A 20512-nucleotide genomic window follows, 5' to 3' on the forward strand; every position below is an offset into this window, starting at 1 on the left:
TTGGGAAGCCCGACCGGAGGCAAGGCGCAGGCGCCAGTCGAGCACCTGCCCGTTCCGGCGGGCTGGCGCTTCCTTGGCGATAGCACGCCGAAGGAGCGGAGGATGACCTTGCAACCATAAAGGGCTTCCGCATGACCGTTGGCGCGCCACCCCACGGGCAGGAGCACGACCGTCTTGGGGGGGCTGGATGGCGGATTTGTGCGCATCGCCCTGCCCGCTTACCTCTGCCGGGTGATTGTGCCGGAAAGATCAACTGCGCCTGCGAGCGTGTTGTAGATGGTGCCGTATTTTTGCAGGTTGCGGTGCAGCAGGTCGAGGCGGGCGTCCATTTCCGTGGTGTCGACGGTGATTTCATAGGTGATTGCCAGCATCTTTGGCGGGCTATCCTGGCGCTGGCCGGTGAGGGCCACGGAAATGCCCCGCAGATCGAAGTCCAGTAGCGGGATGACGCGTTCTGTGCCCTTGAGGATGCAGGCCGCGAGGCTGGCGAGCAGCAATTCAGCCGGGTTGAAGGCATCCGGGCGGCCGGCCATGTCGGTATCAATCAGCAGGCGGGCATCTTTGGTGGTGGCTTCACTGGCGTGGCTGTCGAGGCGGCGGGCGGCGACGTGATATTCAAGCATTGGTCCCATTCCATTTGTTGAAAGGCGGTTTGCGCGTTGCGCCCGGCGAGGCTTTGAGGTTGCTCAAGGTCGCGATAGGCCGATTGATCACCCTTTGGGGCTTGCAGGATATCGCAGCCCTCCTCGATCAGCGGCGAGAGGGTGGCAAAGCAAAGCCCCCCCTCGCCGAACCGCGCCTCATGCGGTAAGCCAGCTATCGAGCTTGGTGGCATCGGGCACGCCGCCTGCGTGGACGAGCTTGCCATCCACCGTGATGCCGGGGGTGGACATGACGCCGGCCATGGCGATCTCGCGCTGGACTGTCACCTTTTCGACGGTGGTCTCGATACCAAGGCGGGCGGCGGCGTCTTTCACCATGGCTTCGGTGGTTTCACAGCGTTTGCAGCCGGGGCCGTAGATTTTGACGGTTTTCATGGATTTCTCCTTTAGAGCAAGGCGTTGAACAGGAAGCCGGTGGCGAGGATGCCGCTGGCCACAACGGCGATGAAGATGGCGATGAGACGCAGGGTGAGCACCTGTTTGAGGATGATCATCTCTGGCAGGCTGAGGGCGATCACCGACATCATGAACGCCAGCGTGGTGCCAAGAGCGGCGCCCTTGCCAAGCAGCGCCTCGACGATGGGGATGACCCCGGCGGCGTTGGTATACATTGGCACCCCAACCGCGACGGCAGCGGGCACCGACCACCAGGCCTCACCGCCCATGATCCGCAGCATCATCGCCTCGGGCACATAGCCGTGGATCAACGCGCCGATGGCGATGCCGATCACCACCCAGATCCAGACTTTGCCAAGGATCTCCAGCAGTTGGTCGAGGCCGATCTTGATCCGGTCAACCATGGTGAGGCGTTCTTCGGGCAGATCATTGCCAACGTTGGCGTTCAACTCGCGCACCCAGTCTTGCAGGTAGCGCTCCAGCCCCATGCGGCCCATCACCCAGCCTGCGAGGGTGGCGATGGAAAAGCCGAAGACGAGGTAGACCGTGGCGATCTTCCAGCCAACGAGGCCAAAGAGCAGGCCAAGGCCCACCGGCCCCACCATTGGCCCGGCAATGAGGAAGGAAAAGGTGACGCCAAGCGGGATGCCCGCCGAGACAAAGCCGATGAACAGCGGCACCGAGGAGCAGGAGCAGAACGGGGTGAGTACGCCCAGTGCGGCGGCCAGCGGGTAGCCGAGAATTTCGCGCTTGCCCGAGAGGATGGCGCGGGTTTTCTCGGGGCTGAACCAACTGCGCAGCACCCCGGTGACAAACACGATGAGGGTGAGGAGGAGCAGCACCTTGGGCACATCATAAAGGAAGAAGGCAATCGCCTCGCCAGTGTGGCTGTTGCGCGCGACGGGGAAGAGCGCGGTGGCCCATTCGGAGAACGGGATCAGCTGGCGGTAGAGCAGCAGCCAGAGCACCGCAGCCACGGCGGTGCCTGCGTACCACTGCCAGTTTGGATGGGTGCCATGGGGAGGGATATCATTGGTTTGAGCGGTCATGCGGCGGCCCTTTCGGAAAGGGTGTCAGCGGCGAGGATCGCGGTGACAACGGCGGCGGTTTTGGGCGGAAGCTCGGGGTTGATGCGGTAGCGGACCCATTGCGCATCGCGCCGGTCCACCACCAGTCCGGCCTGTTTGAGCACGCCCATGTGGCGCGACATGCGGCTTTGGGTGACATTGAGCGCGCGCATCAGCTCGCAAACGCAATGCTCATCCCCATCTGCCAGCAGGCGAATGGCGGCAAGGCGGGAGGGTTCGGCCAGAGCGGATAGGATGGTGAGAATCATAGGGCAGCCTCCTTGATGCGCTTATGCGCATAAGCGGGGCTTTGGGCCTTGATTTGGGTCAATCGGGGGTGGGTTAGCGCAGGTTGCGGGTGACATCAGGGCCGGAAAACGCATCGGCCCGCCGCTTTGCCGGGTTGAGGGTGGTGATGGCGGCGGTTTAGCGGGTCGGCTGGGCAGAGGCTGCGCCGGTGCCAAGCTCGATGATCTCGGCGGTGATCGCCTCTTGGCGCACCCGGCGCAGGGTGGCGCGGAAGGTTTCAAGCTCGTGGGCGATCTGGCTTCCGGCGGAGGTCATCGCTTGCAGGCGGGCTTCGTTTTCAGCGGCGAAGGCATGGAGCGCGGCGCGGCTGACGAGCGCATGAAAATAGTCCTGCCCGAGGGACTCGAGCAGGGTGGCACGGGGGAGTTGGGTGAGCGGCGGCTCGCCGCTGGCCTGCGCAAAACCCGAGAGATCCAGCGGGAACAGGGTTTGGCGGGTGACGTGGGCGCGGCCCTGTTTCCACCGGGTGAACACCACATCAAGCCGGGTGATATGCCCCTCGCCCACGTCGTGGAAAATGGCTTGGGTGATCCTATCCGCCAATTTGGGGATGCCGAGGCTGTAGGAGGGCATGGCGGCGTGCCAGAGCGGTGAAATATCGCGTGTGGCGGCGATGGAAAGCCCGCGCGTGCCGATCAGGAAAATCCTGTCACTCGCCTTGATCGCCAAGCTGTCGAGCACGCGCTCACTGAAGGCCCCGGCAAAGCCCTGTTCGGCGCAAAACACCAGCATCGCCTGGGGGCCGGATGGCGCATCCGGGCCTTCGGGAGTGTGCTCATTGCCAATTGCGCGCGCCATCGCTTCGGCAATGGTGGCGGCGTAGCTATCCACCGCGTGGACCTGCGTGCGGGCCATGCTGGAGCGGGCGGCGGCGATGCCTTTCATCGCGTTCACCACGGCACCAAGCTGCTCGATTCCGTCGATGCGGGCGCTGATATCGGCGAGACGCTCTGTCATGTGGCGCGCGCTTCAGGCGGTGTTTCGGGGGCGAGGGAGGCGGCGAGGCGGCGCAGCACCGCGAGCAGGGCGTCGCGCGCCTTTGGGGGGAGCGGTTTGGGTTCGGCCAAGGCTGCGAGCGCCCCGCCCGCATTGGCATCAAGGGTGGCGGGAAGGGCGGCGCGGAAGGCGGTGACGGCCTCGGGAGGCAGGCTATCGAGCACACCCGATTGCACGGCCAGCATCAGCGCGGCCTCATCTTGCAGCCGGAACGGCATGTGCTGGGGCTGGCGCAACGCCTCGCGGATGCGCGCGCCGCGGGTGAGCTGCTGGCGCACCCTGTCATCCGGCACGCCGCCAAAGCGGGTGAAAACCTCCAACTCAAGAAACTGCGCATAATCGAGCCGCAAGGCGCCAGCCGCATCGCGCAGGATCGGGGCCTGAGTTTTGCCCCCGACCCGGCTGACGCTGAGGCCCACATCAACGGCCGGTTTCTGGCCCTGATGGAACAGCGCGGCATCCAGCACGATCTGGCCATCGGTGATAGAGATCAGGTTGGTCGGGATATAGGCGGAAAGGTTGCCGGAGTCGGTTTCGGCAATGGGGAGGGCTGTAAGCGAGCCGCCGCCGCGCGCGGGCGAAAGCTTGGCCGCGCGTTCCAGCAGGCGGGCGTGGATATAGAACACATCGCCCGGATAGGCCTCGCGGCCCGGTGACTGGCGGGTCAGCAGGGCGATTTCACGGTGGGTGGCGGCGTGTTTGGAGAGGTCATCAATCACGATCAGCGCGTGCTGGCCCTTGTCGCGAAAATACTCCGCCATGGTCATCCCGGCGTAGGGCGCGATCCATTGCAGACCCGAGGCCGAGGACGCCCCGGCAACAACGGCGATGCAGCGCGAGAAGTTGCCATGGGTTTGCAGCGTGTCGATGGCGCGGCGCACGCTGGATGACTTTTGCCCGATGGCAACGTAAATGCAGATCACATCGGTTTCGGCCTGAGCGATCAGCGCGTCGATGGCGAGCGTGGTTTTGCCGGTGGAATGATCTCCCACGATCAGCTCGCGCTGGCCCCGGCCAAGGGCGAAAAGCGTATCGAGCACAACAACCCCGGTTTGCACCGGCTCGGTGACGAGATCGCGCTCGATGATCGAAGGCGCGGGGCGCTCGATGGGCAGGTTTGCCTCGGCGCTGATCGGGTCTTTGCCATCAAGCGGGCGGCCAAGCGGATCAACCACGCGGCCCAGCAGCGCCTCGCCCACGGGCACGTTGATCACCTCGCCGGTGCCAAAAACCGCATCATTGGCCTCAACATCGCTGGCCGCATCGAGTAGGACACAGCCAACAAGATCAGGGTCCAGCACGCGGGCAAAGCCCACCTGCCCGCCGGAAAAGCGCAGCACCTCATCAAGGCGCACATCGTGCAGGCCCGAGATCATGGCAACACCATCGGCCACTTCCTCAACCCTGCCACGGCTTTCGGCGCGGGGGCCAAGGGGCACGGTTGCAAGAGCGTGGCGGGCGGTGCCGAGCCAGCTATTCCTGTCAGGCGGCATGGTTCAGCGCCTTCAGAATGCCGTCAAGATCGGCCTGCCAGCTGTTGTGCAGCACGAAATGCGGGGTGCGGATTTCAAAGCCCGCGATGAGGGCGGGATCGGTGACAAAGTGCAGCTTTGGCAGGGTGGCGAGCTTCTGGCGGAGCGCTTGGGTGACGGTGGCCTGCGCCGCGCCATCCAGCGCGGTGGGGCTGACCAGCGTAATGCCGCCCGGCGTGGCGGCAAGGGTGGCCTTGTCCTGGGTGGAGAGCCTATCAACCTCAGCGAGCAGCAGGGTGAGGAAGGTTTCCTGAATCTCGGCGGTGGTGACCCGTGTGAGCAGTTTACGCGCGATATCGACCGCCAGCTCTGTTGCCTCTTTTTCCGCCTTCGCGCGGGCGGCGGCGGCTTCACGGTCACGGGTTTCGGCGGCGCGGGTGAGGAGGCTTTCGGCCTTGGCGCGGGCCTCGGCCAGTGTGGCGGCACTGGCGGCGCGGGCCTCTTTGGCGGCCTTGGCGAGCAGGGCTTCGCGCTCCTCGGCGATGCCGTCGCGCGCGGAGGTAAGCTCGGCCAGAGCCGCATCGGCCTTGGCGCGGGTGGCTTTCGCATCTGTCAGGATCGCCTGCGCCGCATCGCGCCGCGCCACGATGGCCGCAGCGACAGGCCGCCAGAACACCCGAGACAGCAACCAGACCAGGATCAGGACGTTGATCGCCTGCAATCCAAGGCCCCAGAAGTCGATGGTCATCGGATCATCCCAGCAGCGGGTTGGCGAAGAGCAGCAGCAGGGCCACGACGAGGCAGTAGATCGCCGTTGTTTCGATCATCGCGAGGCCCACGAAGAGGGTTCGGGAGATGGTGTTGGCGGCTTCGGGCTGGCGCGCCATGGCGTCCATTGCAGAGGCCACGGCCCGGCCCTCGGCGAGCGCCGGGCCAATCGCCCCGAAGGAAACAGCGAAGGCCGCGCAGACGATGCTGGCAAGGGAGAGATAGTCCATCAGGTATCCTTTTCAGGTTCAGAAGGGGGTTTGGCGGATCGGGCGTCATTCACCGTGGCCGAGATGAAGACCATGGCCAGAACCGCGAAGATATAGGCCTGCACCAGCCCGGTCAGCATATCGAGCGCCATCAGCGGGATGGGCACGAACAGCCCGGCGAGCGAGGCGACGATGCCGATGACGAACACGCCGCTCATCATGTTGCCGAAGAGGCGTACGAACATCGAGAAGACGCGGGTGATGCTGGCCAGCATGTTGAGCGGGATCATCACCGGGTTGGGCGCGGCGAAGGATTTGAGGTAGCCGCCCACCCCGGCCCCGCGCAGCCCGAACCAGATCACCGAAAAGAACACCAGTGACGCGAGGGCGGCATCGGTTTCAAGCTGGGCGGTGGGCGGCTCGACTCCGGGAATGAGGGACGACCAGTTGGCCACGAGGATGAACACGAAGAGCGTGCCGATGAAGCTGCGGTAGGGCGTGGGCGAGGCGCCGGTGGTTTCGCTGATCTGGATGTCGATGGTCTCGACGATCAGCTCCAGCGCGGCCTGGCGCGTGTCAGGGATCAGGGTGAGGCGGCGGGTGAGCAGGTAGCCCCCGATCACCAGCACCGCCATGATGACCCAGGTTGTGAGCACCGCCTGGGTGATCGGCACCGGCCCGAGGTAGAACAGGGCCGAGGATTCGAGCGGGGAGTTCATGGCTGCGCTCCGCGAAAGAGGCGCATCATGATCGTCTTGGCTAAGAGCACGCCCGCCAGCGCAAAAAGCAGCGGCAACGCCCCTGCCAGCACGGCGAGGTAGAAGCCCCCGCCAAGGAGCGCCAGCCGCCCGAAGGTGGGGCCAAGCGCCAGCAGGGCATTGCCCTGCCCCACCACCAGATCCGCCGTCATCCGCAGGGCGCGAAAGTAGATAAAGCCAAGCAGGAGGCCACCGCCAAAGCAGAGCGGCAGGGTGAGGAAGAGGGGCAAGTTGGTGAGGTCAGTCATCGTGCGTTCATCCATTTCCAGGCGGTCCAGCCGCCGATGCAAAGGCCGATCAGCAGGAAGGGCGCGCTCCAGAAGATGCCGGTCTCAAGCTGTGCATCCAGCCAGCGCCCAAAGAACAGGCCCGCCAGCGTGGGCAAAACGAGGATCCAGCCGAGCACGCCGATCTGCGCCAGGCGGCGACCGACAGACAGGTCGCCTTCGCGCAGCCAGCGCCTGTGCCGTTTCTGGCGCAGGCGGGTTTCGCGGATCAGCGGATCGTCATCAGGGGCGTCCTTGCTCATCACAGCGCTCCGGGACTTCCGCCATGGTGCAGGCGGCTGACCATGCGGCGGATGGCGTTGAGTTGCAGCTGGAGCGTTTCCACATGCTCGACCCGCTCGGCATCGGCGTCAGCCACGAAACGGGCCAGCACATCCCGATCGAGATGCGACAGGTCATCGCCCACAACCGCCTCGCGGGTGGTGATGGCAACCGCATCAGCGCTCACCGTCAACGCGCCGCCGCGCAGCGCGCAATACCGCTCCCGCGCGCCCTGCCGCCAACTCACGATAGAGATAGCAAGCGCCGTGAGGAAAGGCGCGTGGCCGGGCAGGATACCAAAGCTGCCGCTGTCATCCTCGGCGCGCAGGCTTTCGATTTCCTCGTCGATGACGACAGAAAGCGGGGTGATGATGGTGAGCCTCATGCGCTGGCCTCAGCCTGTGTGGCGGGGGCTTCATTGGCGCGGGTTTCGTTGGCGCGAGCGTCGGCCAGGGGGCCAACCATATAGAGCGAGCCTTCGGCCCAATCATCGGCCTCGCCGTCCAGAATGGCCCGGCATCCGGCGAGGGTTTCGGTGAGAGGAACGGTGGCGCCGGGGGTGCCGGTGAAGGCTTCTGTCACCATGAAGGGTTGGGTCAGGAAACGCTGCAAGCGGCGGGCCCGCTTGACGATAAGGCGATCTGCCGCGCCCAGTTCCTCGACGCCGAGCAGCGAGATGATATCGGCCAATTCGCGGAACCGTGCCAGCGATTGGCGCACCGCCTCGGCGATCTGGTAATGCTCCTCCCCCACCACCAGCGGATCGAGCAGCATGGAGGAGGAGGCGAGCGGATCAATCGCCGGGTAAAACCCCTCGGCGGCCTGCGCGCGCGACAGCATGATCACACAGTCCATATGGCTGGAAATCGTGGTGACGGCGGGATCGGTGAAATCATCGGCGGGCACGTAAACCGCCTGAATGGCCGTTACCGCAGAGCCTGCCACAGAGGCGATCCGCTCTTGCAGCTCTGCCACCTCGCTGGCCAGCGTGGGCTGGTAGCCCACCCGCGACGGCAACCGCCCCAGAAGGCTGGAGACCTCGGCCCCGGCCTGCACGAAGCGGAAGATATTATCCATCAACAACAGCACGTTCTTGTGCTTTTGGTCGCGGAAGTATTCAGAGATCGTGAGCGCGGTATGCGGCGCTCGCCAGCGGGCACCGGGCGGCTCGTTCATCTGGCCATAAACGAGGCTGGTGCGCTCCAGCACGCCGGAGCCTTGCATTTCTGTCAGCAGTTCATGGCCCTCGCGGGAGCGCTCGCCCACCCCGGCAAACACCGAGATGCCCTCGTATTTTTCGACCATGGCGCGGATCAACTCCATCACCAGCACCGTTTTGCCCACCCCTGCCCCGCCGAACATGGCCGCTTTGCCGCCCTGTGCCATGGGTGTCAGCAGGTCGATCACCTTGATCCCGGTTTCAAACACATCGGTGGTGCGGGCCTGATCCTTGAGGCGGGGCGGGTTGGCGTGGATCGGGCGGCGCGGGGTGCTTGGCGGCAAGGCGGGGCCGTTGTCTTGCGGGGTGCCGATGGCATCAAGCAGGCGGCCCAGCACGGCCTCGCCAACCGGGACAGTCACGGCCTCTCCGGTGGCGCGCACGGGCACACCGCGCGACAGGCCCGCGGTGGATTGAAAGGCCACGGCGCGCACGGTTCTCAGATCAAGGTGGCTGTGGATTTCAAGCAAAAGCGGGGTTGGCCCATCCCACTCTATGATCAGCGCGGAGGTGACGGGGGGCAGGTCTTCAGACGGGAAGACAACATCAACCACAGCGCCGCGAACGGCATGGACGGTGCCGTTCAACGTGTAGGATTGGGGGCTTTGATCCAGAGGCTCATGCATGGTGGTCTGCAATTTTGAGGCGCAAGGTGAGCGGTTATTTTTCACTTGCAGCATAGGGCCGAATGGGGGCACCACATTGACATATGTCAGCCAGAAATGCTTTGAGGCGCGCCATGTTGATATGGATCAGTGACAGGCACGCGTGCAGCCTTTTAGGCCAGTGGGAACCGTTGCCTGCGAATGATGGTTGATCCCTGAAAGGACCATGAATGCCCGACGATCCCTATAAAGCACTAGGACTGACCAAGTCCGCGACGGCCGATGAGATCAAGAAGGCCTATCGCAAACTTGTGCGCACCAGCCACCCCGATTTGCACCCGGATGACGAGGGCGCGGCGGCGCGTTTCAAGGCGATTGGTGCGGCCTATGATTTGCTGAAAGACCCGGAAACCCGCGCCCGCTTTGACGCAGGCGAGATTGACAGCACCGGCGCCGAGCGCCCGCAGCGCCAATACTACCGAGATTTCGCGGATGCGGGCGACACCATGTATCAGCAGCGGCGCAGCCATGGGCCAGAGGTTGATCCGGCGGATATTTTTGCCGAAATCCTGCGCAACCGAGGCGGGGCGAGCGGCTTTGAGGGCACCAGCTTCAACGCGCCCGGCCCTGACGCCCATTACAGCCTTGAAGTGCGGTTCATGGATGGGGTGCAAGGGGCAGAAACCAAGATCACCCTGCCCGACGGCCAGGGCCTTTCGGTGAAAATCCCTAAGGGCACCGAAGATGGCCAGACGCTGCGGTTGCGCGGCAAGGGGCAGCCCGGATTTGGCAAAGGAAAGCCGGGGGATGCGCTGATCACGGTGCGTGTGGCCCCGCATCCGGTGTTTCGCCGCGAGGGCGATGACGTTTTGATCACCCTGCCCATCACCATTGACGAGGCGGTGCTGGGCGGAAAGGTCAGCACCCCCACGATTGACGGTCCGGTTGGCCTGACGATCCCGAAGAATGCCAGCTCTGGCCGGGTGCTGCGGCTGCGCGGGCGTGGGGTGGCAAGGCCGGGCAAGCCCAAGGGCGACCAGCTTGTGGAGTTGAAGATCGTTGTGGCCCCGAAAGAGGACAAGGCCCTGAGCGACTTCCTGACCGAATGGCGCAAGACCCAATCGTTTGACCCGCGCGCAGACCTGATGAAGGGAGCCGGACAATGACCGAGCGTTATAGTGAGAGCGATGTCATCACCATGGTCACGCGGCTGACCCGCCGTGAGCTTGTTCGCTATGTCGAGGTGGAGTTTGTGCGCCCGCAACCGGCGGAAGAAGGCTATGTTTTCAGCGCGGTGGATATTGCGCGGCTGGAGCTGCTTTGCGATCTGTCCCAGGATCTGGAGCTTGATGAAAACGCCTTGCAGGTTGTCATCCCGCTGCTCGACCAATTGCACACCGTGCGGCAGGATCTGGCAAGGATGGCCCGCGCTTTGGACAAGCTCCCGGCAGAACTTCGCAGCCGGATTGGCGAGGAAATGAAGAACGGGTGAGCCGGGGTGCATGGCCAGAGGCGCAGCATGTGTGCCAGTCTGGGCGCGTGGCCGCCGGGGCACTCGGGCTCTTATACACGATGCCTATACTCAAAGAGGCCGCCACCCGGCACTGGGCCAAAAAAACACCCCGTCGCTTTGGGCGCGGGGTGGTTGAACGAGCCCTTGGGGCGGCAGGGAAGCGGGGAAGCCCCATTGATCTCACCACCGCCTCAAAAGTTGCTTTCCGCCGCCTCTCGGCCTGTGCCTAAGCCCGATCTGGGGCCGGGGTGGCAGCGATCCGCGAAATCAGGGCGGTGATCCCGTTTTGGCGTTCTATCGCGCTGACATCCTCCCAAAGCCCAGTGCTGGCGTTGGCACCGAGAAGCGTGCTTGATTTTTCCTTCAGCCGTGCTTCGATCTGCTCCGGGTCACTGTCTGCCAGCACATCATGGGTGGATTGAAGCACCCCGTCAGGTGTTTTTACCGCCACTTTCGATGCCGTATCCGGCACAGCCTCATCAGCAATCACAGTCACCCGGTCGCGCAGCGATACCAGATCGGGGCGTGTACAGGTTTCTTCAGAATAGACGGCAAGGGCGGCGGTATCGAGGCCGGAGAGGCTCATCGCAGCCGTGAGCCGGTAGCTGAACTTGGCCTGAAGGCCGGTGGTGGGCGCGGGCTGGTTGCACACCGCAAGCCAGCGCGGATGGGTGCGGATCTCGACGGTGTCTGTGTTTGAGGCATTGGCACCCTGGGCCTTTACCCCGCGCAGCGCTTCGAGCATGGCGTGCAGCCCGTGGCAACAGGCGTGGAATTTATAGGAAACATTCGGAAACAGCCAGGTTTCGCCCAGCCCGGCGAGCGCCTTAGAGTCGGCACTGCCGCCATGGGTGGGGCCAAAGCTCTGCGGGCCTTCAAGCGCCTCTGGCGTGGAGGTTGCGCCAGCCTCGGCAAGCAAGGCGCAGGTGACGCCGACCTCAGCGGCAAAGCCCGCGTTCAGGGGCTTGCCCATTGTCCCGAACTGGCTTTTGAGGCCAGCGGCACGGGTTGCCACCAGGCTGAGCGCCTGCATCATCTGTTCGCCATCAAGGCCCAGAACCCGCCCCGCCGCCGCCGTTGCACCGAACGCGCCGGAGGTGCCGGTTTGATGAAAGCCTGCTTCGTAATGCGGCCGACCGAGCCACGCGCCCACGCGGCACGCCGTTTCAAGGCCAACGGTCAGCGCCTGTATCAACGTAGCCCCGCTGGCACCGCGCGCCTCAGCCAGCGCCAGCGCCGCCGGAATGACCGCAACGCTTGGGTGGCCGACATAGCCAAAATGGGTGTCATCGTAATCCAGCGCGTGGCTGGTGGCCCCATTGGCCAGCGCCGCCGCCGCCGGGGCCGCTTGACCACCGCCAAAGAGGCTGGCACTGCCCTGTGGCGATGCGCTCCCGAGGGCCACGGCGCGCGCCGCCTGTGCGACCGGTTCGTCAACACCGGCGAGGCCGACAGTTGCCCAATCAAACAGCGAGAAGCCCAGGAAGCGGCGGGTTTCAGGGTCTTCTGCGGGGTTGGTTGCGGCGAAGTGGCCAAGGGCTTTTGCCAAAGTCATCGGATGTTCCTCAACTGGGGTTTAGGTGCAAACTGCGGCGCGTGCGGCGCTGTATTCCCGGCGCAGCCGCTCCACGATTGCGGCGGTCGGCTCCAGCGCCCGCGATTGGCCCGCGCCCTGGCCTGCCCCCCAGACCTGTGACCATGCCTTTGGCCTGCTCGGGTCTGTCTTGGCTTCCATGCGGCGCGGCTGCGCCAGCCGGGCGTCTTCAAGATCAAGGCCGGCCGCCTCGATACTGGGCACGAGATAGTTTCCGTGGGTGCCCGAGAAAAGCGGGGTGTATATGATTTGATCAGAACTGGCCTCGACCACCATTTTCTTGTGAGCTTCCGGGGCGATCGCTTCTTCGGTGGGGATGAAAACGGTGCCTGCATAGGCAAAATCGAACCCCAGCACCTGCGCTGCGAGAATTGAGCGCCCGTTGGCGATGGCGCCCGAAAGCACCAGCGTGCCTTCCCAAAACTGCCGCACCTCCTCAACAAGCGCAAAGGGGCTGAGGGTGCCGCCATGGCCGCCCGCACCGGCGCACACCAGGATCAACCCATCAACGCCCGCTTTTGCGGCGCGGCGCGCGTGGCGGGCATTGATCACATCGTGAAAGACCAACCCGCCATAGCCATGCACGGCTTCGACAACCTTGTCGGGTGCCGAGAGCGAGGTGATGACAAGGGGCACCTTGTGGCGAACGACGACGGCAAGGTCTTCCTCCAGCCGAGCGTTGTTATCGTTAACGATCAGGTTGATGCCATAGGGTGCAGCCGCCGCGCCGGTTTCAAGGCGATGGGCATCAAGGCGGGTTTCAATATCGGTCAACCAATCATCGAGTTGCGCCGAGGTGCGGGCATTCAGCGCGGGAAAGGTGCCAATAATTCCTGCGCAGCACTGCGCCACCACGAGATCGACTCCGGATGCAAGAAACATCGGCGCTCCGATCAACGGCAGGGTCAGGCCTGATGCGAGGGTGGTCACAGGGGAATGTTTTGTCATGGGGTTCTCCGGTTGCAGGACAGGCGGGCGGCAGGAATGATCTGAGCCGCATCGGCATTTGAACGAAAGGGTTTGGCAAAAAGACCGGGTATGTTGGCAGAAACGAGGGGCGCAAAGGACCGGGCGACCACGGGCCGCGCAGAGGCCACAGCGGATAGCGCCACGCGGGTTTGCTGCCCTTTCGCCACGGTCTCAACCCCATCCATCACGTCAAGATGCGCGCCTCGGTCACGGCCTGAACCGCTTCCAGGCTATTGCCATCTGTGAGTTCAACGAGGCGGAAGCCGTCGCCGGTTACGTCAAGCACGGCAAGATCGGTATAGACACGGTTGACGACGCCAAGCCCGGTGAGCGGATAGGTGCATTCTTTCAGGATCTTGGGGCTGCCATCGCGGTTCACGTGGCGCATCATCACAAATATCGACGGCACCCCGACGACGAGATCCATGGCACCGCCGACCGCCGGAGGAAAGGTTTCGTCCAATGTGGCCCAATTGGCCAGATCGCCGTTTTCCGCAACCTGGTAGGCCCCGAGCACGGCAATGTCGATATGCCCGCCGCGCATCATCGCGAAACTGTCGGAATGCTCGAAATAGGCTGCGCCGGGCGCGGCGGTAACGAAGCGCTTGCTGGCATCAATAAGCTCAGGGTCTTCCTCGCCAAGCGGGGGCGTGGGACCAAGGCCGAGAATGCCGTTTTCGGAATGGTAGATCACCTCGCGGCCCTCGGGCACATAGCCCGACACATGGGTCGGCTTTCCGATGCCGAGGTTGACATAAGCGCCATCGGGGATGTCTTGCGCGACCCGGGCGGCAAGCTGCGCATCATCAAGTGCGTTTAAACCCATCGCCTTCATGGTCTTTCTCCATATTCCACGACGCTTTGCACAAATATCCCCGGTGTCACCACCGTTTCGGGGGGGAGCGCCGCCTCTGACAGCACCCGCACTTCGGCGATTGTGTTTTTTGCGGCCATTGCCATCACCGGGTTGAAATTGCGCGCCGTGGCGTGAAAGCGCAGGTTGCCCCAGCGGTCGCCGCATTCGGCGCGAATGATTGCGAAATCGGCGGGCAGCGGTGCTTCGAGAACGTAACCGCGCCCATCAATCACGCGGGTTTCCTTGCCTTCGGCGAGTTTGGTGCCGTAGGCGGTGGGGGTCAAAAACCCTCCCAGCCCGGCCCCGGCGGCACGGATGCGCTCGGCCAGCGTGCCTTGTGGCACGATCTCAAGCGCGATCTCGCCTGCCTCGAAACGCTTTTCAAACCAGATCGAGCCGGGCGTGCGCGGGTATGAACAGATCACCTTTGCCACCCGGCCCGCCTTGATCAGCCTGGCGATGCCAACTTCTGCGGCACCGGCGTTGTTGGAAATCACGGTCAGCCCGTTGGCGCCCTGCTCAAACAGCGCGTCGATCAAGCCAAGAGGAACCCCCGAGGAGCCAAAGCCGCCGATCATCACAGTTGCGCCATCGGTGATTGGCGCGACCGCTGTGGCGAGGTTTTCTACGCTTTTATCCATCGTTCAGCTCCTTACACCCTTGTGGCATCACGCCGCCTTTGAAGGGCGAGGTTGATTGCAATCACGCCCACAAGAATTGCGCCACCGAGGAGGCTGGTTGCGAGTTCTGGCAACAGGACCAGCAAGCCACCGGCCGCCGTGGCGATCCGGCTCACCACTCCGATACGGCCAACCTTGTAAATCCAGCTTTCGAAGGCAGAGGTGATCGCCCAGATCGCCACCAGGGTCAGCGTGATGCGCTTGATGATCTGAAACGCCTCGCCCTCCATGATCAGCGCCGGATCGTAGACAAAGATGAACGGCAGCAAGAACAGCGGCATCCCGAGGCGCATCGCGTGAAAGCCGGTTTTCATTGGTTTGGACCCGGCAACATTGGCCGCGGTGATCGCCGCCAGCGCCACCGGAGGGGTAATGTAGGAGAGCATCCCCCAATAGAGGATGAACAGGTGGCTGGCGATCGGGTTGAGCCCCGCCTGCACCAGCGCCGGTGCCAGCAGGATCGACAGGAAGATGTAACACGCCGTGACCGTCATCCCCATGCCGAGCACGAAGCTGGTGATCGCGCCGGCGATCAGCATCAAGGCGGTGTTGCCGCCCGCATAGAGCAGCAGTTCGCGCGAGAATGCCCCGGCAACGCCGGTATAGGACAGCCCGCCAACCACCAGCCCGATGCCCGCCAAAATCGCCACCAGCCCGGCAATATTGCGCGAAACGTCGATCAACAGCTCCTTGGCGCGGCCAAGGTTCACGCGGGTTTCCTTGCGAAAGGCGGTGGCGAGCAACATCACAAGCGATGCGTAATAGGGGGAGCGCGCTTCCATCCGCAGCCCCATAAGCACAAAGATCAAAACCGCGAGGCTGAGCAGGTAGGGCCAACCGGATTTCAGGACCGGCCAGATCGCGGGAATCTCGCTGCGCGGCATGCCCTTGAGGCCACGGCGCGCGGCATACATATCAACCTGAAACAGCAGGGCGACGTAAAACAGGATTGCCGGGATCACCGCAGCGATCACGATGGCCGAATATTGCACGCCGATGAAGGACGCCATGACGAAGGCCACCGTTCCCATGACCGGCGGCATCAGGGTTGCCCCGGTCGAGGCGCAGGCCTCGACTGCGGCGGCATAATGCGCGGGATACCCCACACGCCGCATCGTCGGGATCGAGAACGGCCCCGAGGTGAGGATGTTCGATATCACGCTGCCCGAGAGCGAGCCGAGGATACCGGAGCCAACAACGGCCACCTTCGCGGGGCCGCCCCGGCTGTGCCCAAGCAAGGCAGAGGCCAGCTCCATGAAAAAGTCGCTGCCCTTGGTGGCCACCAGCACCGAGCCGAAAATCACGAACCCGACGACCAGTTCGGCAACCACCTGCATGGGGATGCCGATGATCGACTCCACGCCAAGCACATGGGCGCGCACGGTGCCGAGCAACGAAAACTCGGTGCCCCAAAGGAAGCCGGGCATGAAATCGGCGTAAAGCGGGTAGGCTCCGAACAACAGCGCCGTAAACAGCAAGATCGGCCCGCCCGCACGGCGCACGCCCTCAAGCACCAGCAACAGCAGCACGGAGGCCATGAAATCCGCCATTGGCGGGGCGTCGTATTCCCACCCTTTCTGGAGAATGTCCAAGCCGTGAAACCCCAGCCACCCGGTGCTGACGAGGGCGCAAATGGCAAGGGCACCGTCAAACCACCAATACCGCAGGGGGGTCATGGTGGAGGTTGGAATGGTCAGGAAAGCCAGCGCCAGGAAAATCCCGATCAGGTAGTAGAGATAGGCGTTTCCCAGCGGCTGGAAGCCCAGGAAATTAAGGAGAAACTGCTGGTTGATCGCAAGCAACACCCCCAATGCGCCCAACACCATGATCACCCGGCGGATGATGGTTCGCATCACCGGGACGGCATGGGTGGGTGTCTCGGCAGCCTGTTGCCCAGACCCGGAGGATGAACTGTTGTCAGAAACCATAAATTCGCCTTCACTCGAAGGTGGACCCCCCGGAGGCCAAACCTACGGGGGGCAACTCGTGCGGGGGCGGCTTAGTCCAGCGAGGAAACGACTTCGGCCCGGCGCTCCATCCAGGCTGCGGCGAACTCGTCCTCCGGCAGGCTTTCATTCTCGGGTTTGAAGACCTTCCACGCCTCGATGAGGGCATTCATGCGCTGTGTGCGCTCCTCGTTCCAGGCATCGTCTTCGGCGGTCCAGATACCCTTTTCCTTCAGGTAGCGGATGGCCCCTTCATGGAAAGGAACGTCAACCGCCGGGCGACCCGATTTTTCGAGCGTCCAGCGCGCCATGGCGGCTGTCCCGTTCTTGTAAAGGTCATAGGTTTCATCCAGCGCCTTGATGAAGGCATAGACATCGTCGGCGGATTTATCCACGGTTGTGGCGATGATCGGGTAACGGTAAGCGGCCATCTGCGCGACCTCACCCTCCGGCAGGCCAGCGGCAACGTCCTCTTCAGAGGCGCCCATGATCGGAAGAACCTTGAGCAGCGCCTCCCAACCAGCGGCATTATCCGGGTCCAGCGGCGCGTAGTGAATGCCACGCGGGCTTTCTGCCAGTTCGTAGAGCTGGCTGGTGGTGGGTGTTGTGCAGGTTGCATCGGATTCATTGCGTGTCATCGAGGACATCGCGGATGAATAGGTTGGAAAGGTGATCACTTCGACATCGTCAAGGGTGAGGCCGCCGAAGGCAAGAATAGCCTCGCATTTGACGTTGACCGAAGGGTTCCCGGCGACGAAGGCGATCCGCTTGCCGCGGGCATCGGCCACGGTTTCGATACCGGCATCACCGGCTGCAATAAGGGTAACGCCTGCGGGGCGGCCAGCAATGGCAAGCAGGGGTTGAGGGCCCCACGCCGGCGCTGCGAAATCAAACGCCCCTTCTGACAGAAAGAACGCCTCGGTTGCGAGGAAGGCATAATCAGCGCGCCCCTGGAGCAAGGGCTGCAAGCGGCCAATGCTGCTGCCCGAGGGCTGGATACGCACACGGGTGCCGAACTCCTTGCCGAACGCATCGGCGATTGCCGAGGCCTCGGCATATCCGGCAGAACCAACATCATAGGATGTCCACACCATCGTGCCCGGAAGCTCCTGTGCGGAGGCGGTTGCCGCGCCGAGTGTCATGAGGGCGCCTGCGGCGGCACCAAGCCTGAATCTGGTCTTCATGTATTCCTCCCTGAATGTCGAAAGTTGCCCCGGGCAATTGCCTCTGGGCCTGTGGCCATGCCCCGGAGCCTTGGCGCTACAGGCGCTCACCGGCCAGGTGATCCCTTTCTCAGGATCAGACTGTTCGACTGGCTGCCATGTTTCAAGTACATTATTAATATATCAGAGATACCATAGAGGCATGAATGAACTTCCGCCAACTTCGCAACTTCGTTCAAGTGGTCGAACTTGGCAGCATCACCGCCGCCGCCGAGCGCCTGAACATCGCGCAACCTGCCTTGAGCCGGCAGATAAAATCCCTTGAAGAGGAGCTGAGCGCAGATCTGTTGCGCCGCCACGGGCGCGGGGTCATGCCCACCGAAGAGGGTATCCGCTTGGCGATGAGGGCCAAGATTATTCTGGAGGACGTGCAGGATCTTGCCGCCGATATTTCGGGGCACAAAACCCCGCTTTCCGGCATTGTCACCCTGGGGTTGCCCCCCACGGTTTCAGAGATTCTGGCCACCCATCTGATCGAGCGGTCGATGGTGGAATACCCGGATGTGAAGCTGAGGATCATCTCGGGCTTCAGTGGCCATGTGCAGGATTGGCTATTGCGCGGCAAGATCGATCTGGGGGTGGCTTACGAAGGCCAGAAATCTGCCTCTATCAAGGCGCAACCCATTCTCATAGAACAGCTTTTCCTTGTCGAAGCGGCGAAGGAAAATGGGGCGCAGGACGGCCTGCCGATCGACGCGCGCGACGCGCTGGAGCGGCCGTTGATCCTGCCCAATCCCGAGCATGGGTTGCGCGGGCGCATTGAGGCCATCGCACAGGAAGCGCATAGCGAGCTGAATGTTGTGCTGGAGATCGACATTTTGCCCACCATGCTCGCTTTCGTCGAGCGCGGGCTTGGCGCAACCATTTTGCCGCTGGTCAGCGTGCTCAACCACATTCGCGACGGCCGCCTGATCGCGCGGCCCATCGTGAGGCGGACCATCGACCGGACGCTCATTTTGATGACACCGCTGAACCGCCCCGGTTCGAGGCTGATCACCAGCTTTGGCAAGTTCGTGACCGACGAGGTTCATGGCATGGTCACCTCGGGCCAGTGGCCAGGGACAAAGCTCTGAGTGCAAGCCTGTAACGATCGGTCATACTCAACCTGAACGGATGCCCTGCCGGTATGCCCCCTCTGAGGGCGCCCCCCTAAAGCGTTCCGCCAAAAACCTGACTCACAGCTTTTGGCGGAGCGCAGTGCGAGGCAGGACTGTTGCGCGCGCCTCGCCTTTACCTGATGTCTCAGGTTAAAGGCGAAGCGCTTTAGATCACGCCAAACGTTATCAGACCGGCGAGCATCAGCGACCAGACGGCAAGGAGTGTGAGGCAAAAGACGCCATTCCACTTGATGCCGATGGTGACGGTGCTGCGTTTGACGATGGCCGAGCTGATGCCCAACGTCGTGATGAAGGGAGAGAACCCGATTACCGCAGTCCAGCCACCGGTGATTGCCAGCGCAATCGCGGTATCGCTCAACCCCGGCACCGCCAGTTGTGCCGCCGTTGCGCCCAGAACCGAAGCCATGACGATCGGGTTGATTCCGATCATGGCCGATGCGGCGATCAGGGAGGAAATTCCCAAGGCGAGTGGCACCGGGCCAAGCGCCCATCCCGAGACCGTGCCTTGCAACTGATCCACCGGGATCAGCGCCAAAAGCACCACCGGAAGGAAGCCCGCCGAAGCAAATACCCCCACCTCCGGGCCCAGCACCGAGAGCCGTTGCCACGTTGCCCCGGCAGCACTTGCCACCCCCGAGAGTGGGCCGCCCGGTGCCGCCCGCCCCGCTGCCGCCGCCCAGAGCAGGGCGTAGCAGGGCACCACGCAGATCAGCCCTTCCTGAAAACTCAGGGGCGTTACCTCATGCACGGCAAAAACGGCGAGTCCGAGGGCGATCACATGGCCAACCAGCGCCGCTGCCCCTGTCCAACTGCGCAACGGCGGTTTGGGGCGCGGCAAGCCGAGGCGGCGGAAACGTCGCCCGTCAAGGTAATCAAGGAACAAGCCGATCGCGACGAAGACGAAAGACATGGCAAAGCCGATGGGGCCAAAGCTCATGTAACTCAACCCCGGCACAGAGATCAGGATGGCATTGGTGGCAAAGCCGAAGGGGGACCAGAGTGAGATCATCGAAAAGCCCCGGATGACCGCAACCGTCATCCGCCGCAAGCGCACCTCCTGAACTTCCGCAGGCAGCTCTGCCGCAGCCGGAGTGGACATGGACCGCTTCGCAAGATCCAGAAGCAGCGCCAGTCCGCCGAAATTGATAAGGATACCAAAGAGGTGCCCGCCAAAGGTCATTGCTAGATAGCGCCGTGAGGCGGGCTGGCCGGTTATATAAAGCCCCGCCCGGTGGACCTCGGGCGCGATGGCGGCGGCGGAGCGCAGGGTTCCCAGCATGGCGACCAAGGCCCCCAGAAACAGCATACGTTCCGCTCCGAGCCAGAGCACCTCGGGCGCAACACCTTGCCAGAGCGCGGCAGCAAGCCCGACGATAACCATTGAGACCGGAACCCAGGTGCCAAAGCCAAATTGCTTGCGCGCCAGCCAGAGATAGGTGGCCATTGCGGCCGCCCCGCAAGCTGTGATGACCCGTGCATCGCTGAAAACCGAGGCGAGCGCCGACAGTATGATGACTGTCATCAACCAGCGGCGCAGCGTGATCGCCCAGACTGGTCCCTCTTCTGCGTCAACAGAGGAGATAGGGGGAGGAGGGCTTTCGCCG

The 20512-nt window shown here is 63.3% G+C and carries 23 protein-coding genes; 3 read left to right on the top strand and 20 right to left on the bottom strand.

The features are described from left to right. Positions 1-218 precede the first annotated feature (218 nt). The 13 genes from P1U55_RS03005 to atpD form a co-directional block, all read right to left on the bottom strand. Complete coding sequence (locus P1U55_RS03005) at positions 219-623, bottom strand: OsmC family protein (protein ID WP_301046012.1); 405 nt, start codon at positions 621-623, stop codon at positions 219-221. A 177-nt stretch (positions 624-800) separates the two neighbouring features. Beyond that, positions 801-1037: a thioredoxin family protein gene (locus P1U55_RS03010; protein WP_301046013.1), complete on the bottom strand. Its 237-nt coding sequence runs from the start codon at positions 1035-1037 to the stop codon at positions 801-803. Between the two features lie 11 nt (positions 1038-1048). After that, entirely contained in the window at positions 1049-2107 is a 1059-nt protein-coding gene (locus tag P1U55_RS03015; protein ID WP_301046014.1) for a permease, read from the bottom strand. Further along, a complete protein-coding gene (locus tag P1U55_RS03020) occupies positions 2104-2394 on the bottom strand; it encodes a metalloregulator ArsR/SmtB family transcription factor (RefSeq protein ID WP_301046015.1) in 291 nt (96 codons plus the stop codon). The genes P1U55_RS03015 and P1U55_RS03020 overlap by 4 nt, the downstream gene beginning before the upstream one ends. 157 nt (positions 2395-2551) lie before the next feature. Further along, positions 2552-3391, bottom strand: coding sequence for a FoF1 ATP synthase subunit gamma (locus P1U55_RS03025; protein WP_301046016.1), 840 nt, complete (start codon positions 3389-3391; stop codon positions 2552-2554). Then, positions 3388-4923, bottom strand: a complete 1536-nt coding sequence (locus P1U55_RS03030) for a F0F1 ATP synthase subunit alpha (protein ID WP_301046017.1) — start codon at positions 4921-4923, stop codon at positions 3388-3390. The genes P1U55_RS03025 and P1U55_RS03030 overlap by 4 nt, the downstream gene beginning before the upstream one ends. Continuing rightward, positions 4913-5650 carry a hypothetical protein gene (locus tag P1U55_RS03035; protein ID WP_301046018.1) on the bottom strand — a complete coding sequence of 246 codons (738 nt, stop codon included), beginning with the start codon at positions 5648-5650 and terminating at the stop codon, positions 4913-4915. The genes P1U55_RS03030 and P1U55_RS03035 overlap by 11 nt, the downstream gene beginning before the upstream one ends. A gap of 4 nt (positions 5651-5654) precedes the next feature. After that, entirely contained in the window at positions 5655-5900 is a 246-nt protein-coding gene (locus tag P1U55_RS03040; protein ID WP_301046019.1) for a F0F1 ATP synthase subunit C, read from the bottom strand. Beyond that, entirely contained in the window at positions 5900-6598 is a 699-nt protein-coding gene (locus P1U55_RS03045; RefSeq protein WP_301046020.1) for a F0F1 ATP synthase subunit A, read from the bottom strand. The genes P1U55_RS03040 and P1U55_RS03045 overlap by 1 nt, the downstream gene beginning before the upstream one ends. Next, positions 6595-6885 (bottom strand): ATP synthase subunit I, encoded by a 291-nt coding sequence (locus P1U55_RS03050; protein ID WP_301046021.1) that lies wholly within the window; start codon positions 6883-6885, stop codon positions 6595-6597. The genes P1U55_RS03045 and P1U55_RS03050 overlap by 4 nt, the downstream gene beginning before the upstream one ends. Further along, positions 6882-7166, bottom strand: a complete 285-nt coding sequence (locus P1U55_RS03055) for an AtpZ/AtpI family protein (RefSeq protein ID WP_301046022.1) — start codon at positions 7164-7166, stop codon at positions 6882-6884. Before P1U55_RS03055 ends, P1U55_RS03050 begins: the two co-directional genes overlap by 4 nt. After that, positions 7166-7570 carry a F0F1 ATP synthase subunit epsilon gene (locus P1U55_RS03060; RefSeq protein WP_301046023.1) on the bottom strand — a complete coding sequence of 135 codons (405 nt, stop codon included), beginning with the start codon at positions 7568-7570 and terminating at the stop codon, positions 7166-7168. Before P1U55_RS03060 ends, P1U55_RS03055 begins: the two co-directional genes overlap by 1 nt. Beyond that, the gene (gene atpD, locus P1U55_RS03065) at positions 7567-9030 is read right to left on the bottom strand and encodes a F0F1 ATP synthase subunit beta (RefSeq protein ID WP_301046024.1); all 1464 of its coding nucleotides are present in this window, start codon (positions 9028-9030) and stop codon (positions 7567-7569) included. The genes P1U55_RS03060 and atpD overlap by 4 nt, the downstream gene beginning before the upstream one ends. A gap of 209 nt (positions 9031-9239) precedes the next feature. Here atpD and P1U55_RS03070 point away from each other — a divergent pair, with 209 nt between their 5' ends. Next, on the top strand, positions 9240-10175 hold the full coding sequence (locus P1U55_RS03070; RefSeq protein WP_301046025.1) for a DnaJ C-terminal domain-containing protein: 936 nt from the start codon (positions 9240-9242) through the stop codon (positions 10173-10175). After that, positions 10172-10501, top strand: a complete 330-nt coding sequence (locus P1U55_RS03075) for a chaperone modulator CbpM (RefSeq protein ID WP_301046026.1) — start codon at positions 10172-10174, stop codon at positions 10499-10501. The genes P1U55_RS03070 and P1U55_RS03075 overlap by 4 nt, the downstream gene beginning before the upstream one ends. 247 nt (positions 10502-10748) lie before the next feature. Here P1U55_RS03075 and P1U55_RS03080 read toward each other — a convergent pair whose 3' ends face one another. The 6 genes from P1U55_RS03080 to P1U55_RS03105 form a co-directional block, all read right to left on the bottom strand. Next, positions 10749-12077, bottom strand: a complete 1329-nt coding sequence (locus tag P1U55_RS03080) for an MmgE/PrpD family protein (protein ID WP_301046027.1) — start codon at positions 12075-12077, stop codon at positions 10749-10751. A 21-nt stretch (positions 12078-12098) separates the two neighbouring features. Continuing rightward, positions 12099-13064 (bottom strand): nitronate monooxygenase, encoded by a 966-nt coding sequence (locus P1U55_RS03085; protein ID WP_301046028.1) that lies wholly within the window; start codon positions 13062-13064, stop codon positions 12099-12101. A gap of 205 nt (positions 13065-13269) precedes the next feature. Further along, complete coding sequence (locus P1U55_RS03090; protein WP_301046046.1) at positions 13270-13911, bottom strand: 3-oxoacid CoA-transferase subunit B; 642 nt, start codon at positions 13909-13911, stop codon at positions 13270-13272. A gap of 5 nt (positions 13912-13916) precedes the next feature. Further along, on the bottom strand, positions 13917-14582 hold the full coding sequence (locus tag P1U55_RS03095) for a 3-oxoacid CoA-transferase subunit A (RefSeq protein ID WP_301046029.1): 666 nt from the start codon (positions 14580-14582) through the stop codon (positions 13917-13919). An 11-nt stretch (positions 14583-14593) separates the two neighbouring features. Further along, complete coding sequence (locus P1U55_RS03100; RefSeq protein ID WP_301046030.1) at positions 14594-16549, bottom strand: TRAP transporter fused permease subunit; 1956 nt, start codon at positions 16547-16549, stop codon at positions 14594-14596. A gap of 71 nt (positions 16550-16620) precedes the next feature. Further along, a complete protein-coding gene (locus P1U55_RS03105; RefSeq protein ID WP_301046031.1) occupies positions 16621-17751 on the bottom strand; it encodes a TAXI family TRAP transporter solute-binding subunit in 1131 nt (376 codons plus the stop codon). Positions 17752-17936: 185 nt separating this feature from the next. Between P1U55_RS03105 and P1U55_RS03110 the strand changes: the two genes are divergently transcribed. After that, positions 17937-18863, top strand: a complete 927-nt coding sequence (locus P1U55_RS03110; protein WP_301046032.1) for a LysR family transcriptional regulator — start codon at positions 17937-17939, stop codon at positions 18861-18863. A gap of 190 nt (positions 18864-19053) precedes the next feature. Here P1U55_RS03110 and P1U55_RS03115 read toward each other — a convergent pair whose 3' ends face one another. Beyond that, positions 19054-20430 (bottom strand): hypothetical protein, encoded by a 1377-nt coding sequence (locus tag P1U55_RS03115; RefSeq protein WP_301046033.1) that lies wholly within the window; start codon positions 20428-20430, stop codon positions 19054-19056. Positions 20431-20512 lie beyond the last annotated feature (82 nt).

It is taken from the genome of Vannielia sp. (assembly GCF_029212645.1).
Taxonomy (GTDB): Bacteria; Pseudomonadota; Alphaproteobacteria; order Rhodobacterales; family Rhodobacteraceae; genus Vannielia.

What these genes read in the sequence shown, in the direction of transcription:
- P1U55_RS03005 (WP_301046012.1), bottom strand. Translation starts at nt 623, where the DNA reads ATGCTTGAATATCACGTCGCCGCCCGCCGCCTCGACAGCCACGCCAGT.
- P1U55_RS03010 (WP_301046013.1), bottom strand. Translation starts at nt 1,037, where the DNA reads ATGAAAACCGTCAAAATCTACGGCCCCGGCTGCAAACGCTGTGAAACC.
- P1U55_RS03015 (WP_301046014.1), bottom strand. Translation starts at nt 2,107, where the DNA reads ATGACCGCTCAAACCAATGATATCCCTCCCCATGGCACCCATCCAAAC.
- P1U55_RS03020 (WP_301046015.1), bottom strand. Translation starts at nt 2,394, where the DNA reads ATGATTCTCACCATCCTATCCGCTCTGGCCGAACCCTCCCGCCTTGCC.
- P1U55_RS03025 (WP_301046016.1), bottom strand. Translation starts at nt 3,391, where the DNA reads ATGACAGAGCGTCTCGCCGATATCAGCGCCCGCATCGACGGAATCGAG.
- P1U55_RS03030 (WP_301046017.1), bottom strand. Translation starts at nt 4,923, where the DNA reads ATGCCGCCTGACAGGAATAGCTGGCTCGGCACCGCCCGCCACGCTCTT.
- P1U55_RS03035 (WP_301046018.1), bottom strand. Translation starts at nt 5,650, where the DNA reads ATGACCATCGACTTCTGGGGCCTTGGATTGCAGGCGATCAACGTCCTG.
- P1U55_RS03040 (WP_301046019.1), bottom strand. Translation starts at nt 5,900, where the DNA reads ATGGACTATCTCTCCCTTGCCAGCATCGTCTGCGCGGCCTTCGCTGTT.
- P1U55_RS03045 (WP_301046020.1), bottom strand. Translation starts at nt 6,598, where the DNA reads ATGAACTCCCCGCTCGAATCCTCGGCCCTGTTCTACCTCGGGCCGGTG.
- P1U55_RS03050 (WP_301046021.1), bottom strand. Translation starts at nt 6,885, where the DNA reads ATGACTGACCTCACCAACTTGCCCCTCTTCCTCACCCTGCCGCTCTGC.
- P1U55_RS03055 (WP_301046022.1), bottom strand. Translation starts at nt 7,166, where the DNA reads ATGAGCAAGGACGCCCCTGATGACGATCCGCTGATCCGCGAAACCCGC.
- P1U55_RS03060 (WP_301046023.1), bottom strand. Translation starts at nt 7,570, where the DNA reads ATGAGGCTCACCATCATCACCCCGCTTTCTGTCGTCATCGACGAGGAA.
- atpD (WP_301046024.1), bottom strand. Translation starts at nt 9,030, where the DNA reads ATGCATGAGCCTCTGGATCAAAGCCCCCAATCCTACACGTTGAACGGC.
- P1U55_RS03070 (WP_301046025.1), top strand. Translation starts at nt 9,240, where the DNA reads ATGCCCGACGATCCCTATAAAGCACTAGGACTGACCAAGTCCGCGACG.
- P1U55_RS03075 (WP_301046026.1), top strand. Translation starts at nt 10,172, where the DNA reads ATGACCGAGCGTTATAGTGAGAGCGATGTCATCACCATGGTCACGCGG.
- P1U55_RS03080 (WP_301046027.1), bottom strand. Translation starts at nt 12,077, where the DNA reads ATGACTTTGGCAAAAGCCCTTGGCCACTTCGCCGCAACCAACCCCGCA.
- P1U55_RS03085 (WP_301046028.1), bottom strand. Translation starts at nt 13,064, where the DNA reads ATGACAAAACATTCCCCTGTGACCACCCTCGCATCAGGCCTGACCCTG.
- P1U55_RS03090 (WP_301046046.1), bottom strand. Translation starts at nt 13,911, where the DNA reads ATGGGTTTAAACGCACTTGATGATGCGCAGCTTGCCGCCCGGGTCGCG.
- P1U55_RS03095 (WP_301046029.1), bottom strand. Translation starts at nt 14,582, where the DNA reads ATGGATAAAAGCGTAGAAAACCTCGCCACAGCGGTCGCGCCAATCACC.
- P1U55_RS03100 (WP_301046030.1), bottom strand. Translation starts at nt 16,549, where the DNA reads ATGGTTTCTGACAACAGTTCATCCTCCGGGTCTGGGCAACAGGCTGCC.
- P1U55_RS03105 (WP_301046031.1), bottom strand. Translation starts at nt 17,751, where the DNA reads ATGAAGACCAGATTCAGGCTTGGTGCCGCCGCAGGCGCCCTCATGACA.
- P1U55_RS03110 (WP_301046032.1), top strand. Translation starts at nt 17,937, where the DNA reads ATGAACTTCCGCCAACTTCGCAACTTCGTTCAAGTGGTCGAACTTGGC.
- P1U55_RS03115 (WP_301046033.1), bottom strand. Translation starts at nt 20,430, where the DNA reads ATGACAGTCATCATACTGTCGGCGCTCGCCTCGGTTTTCAGCGATGCA.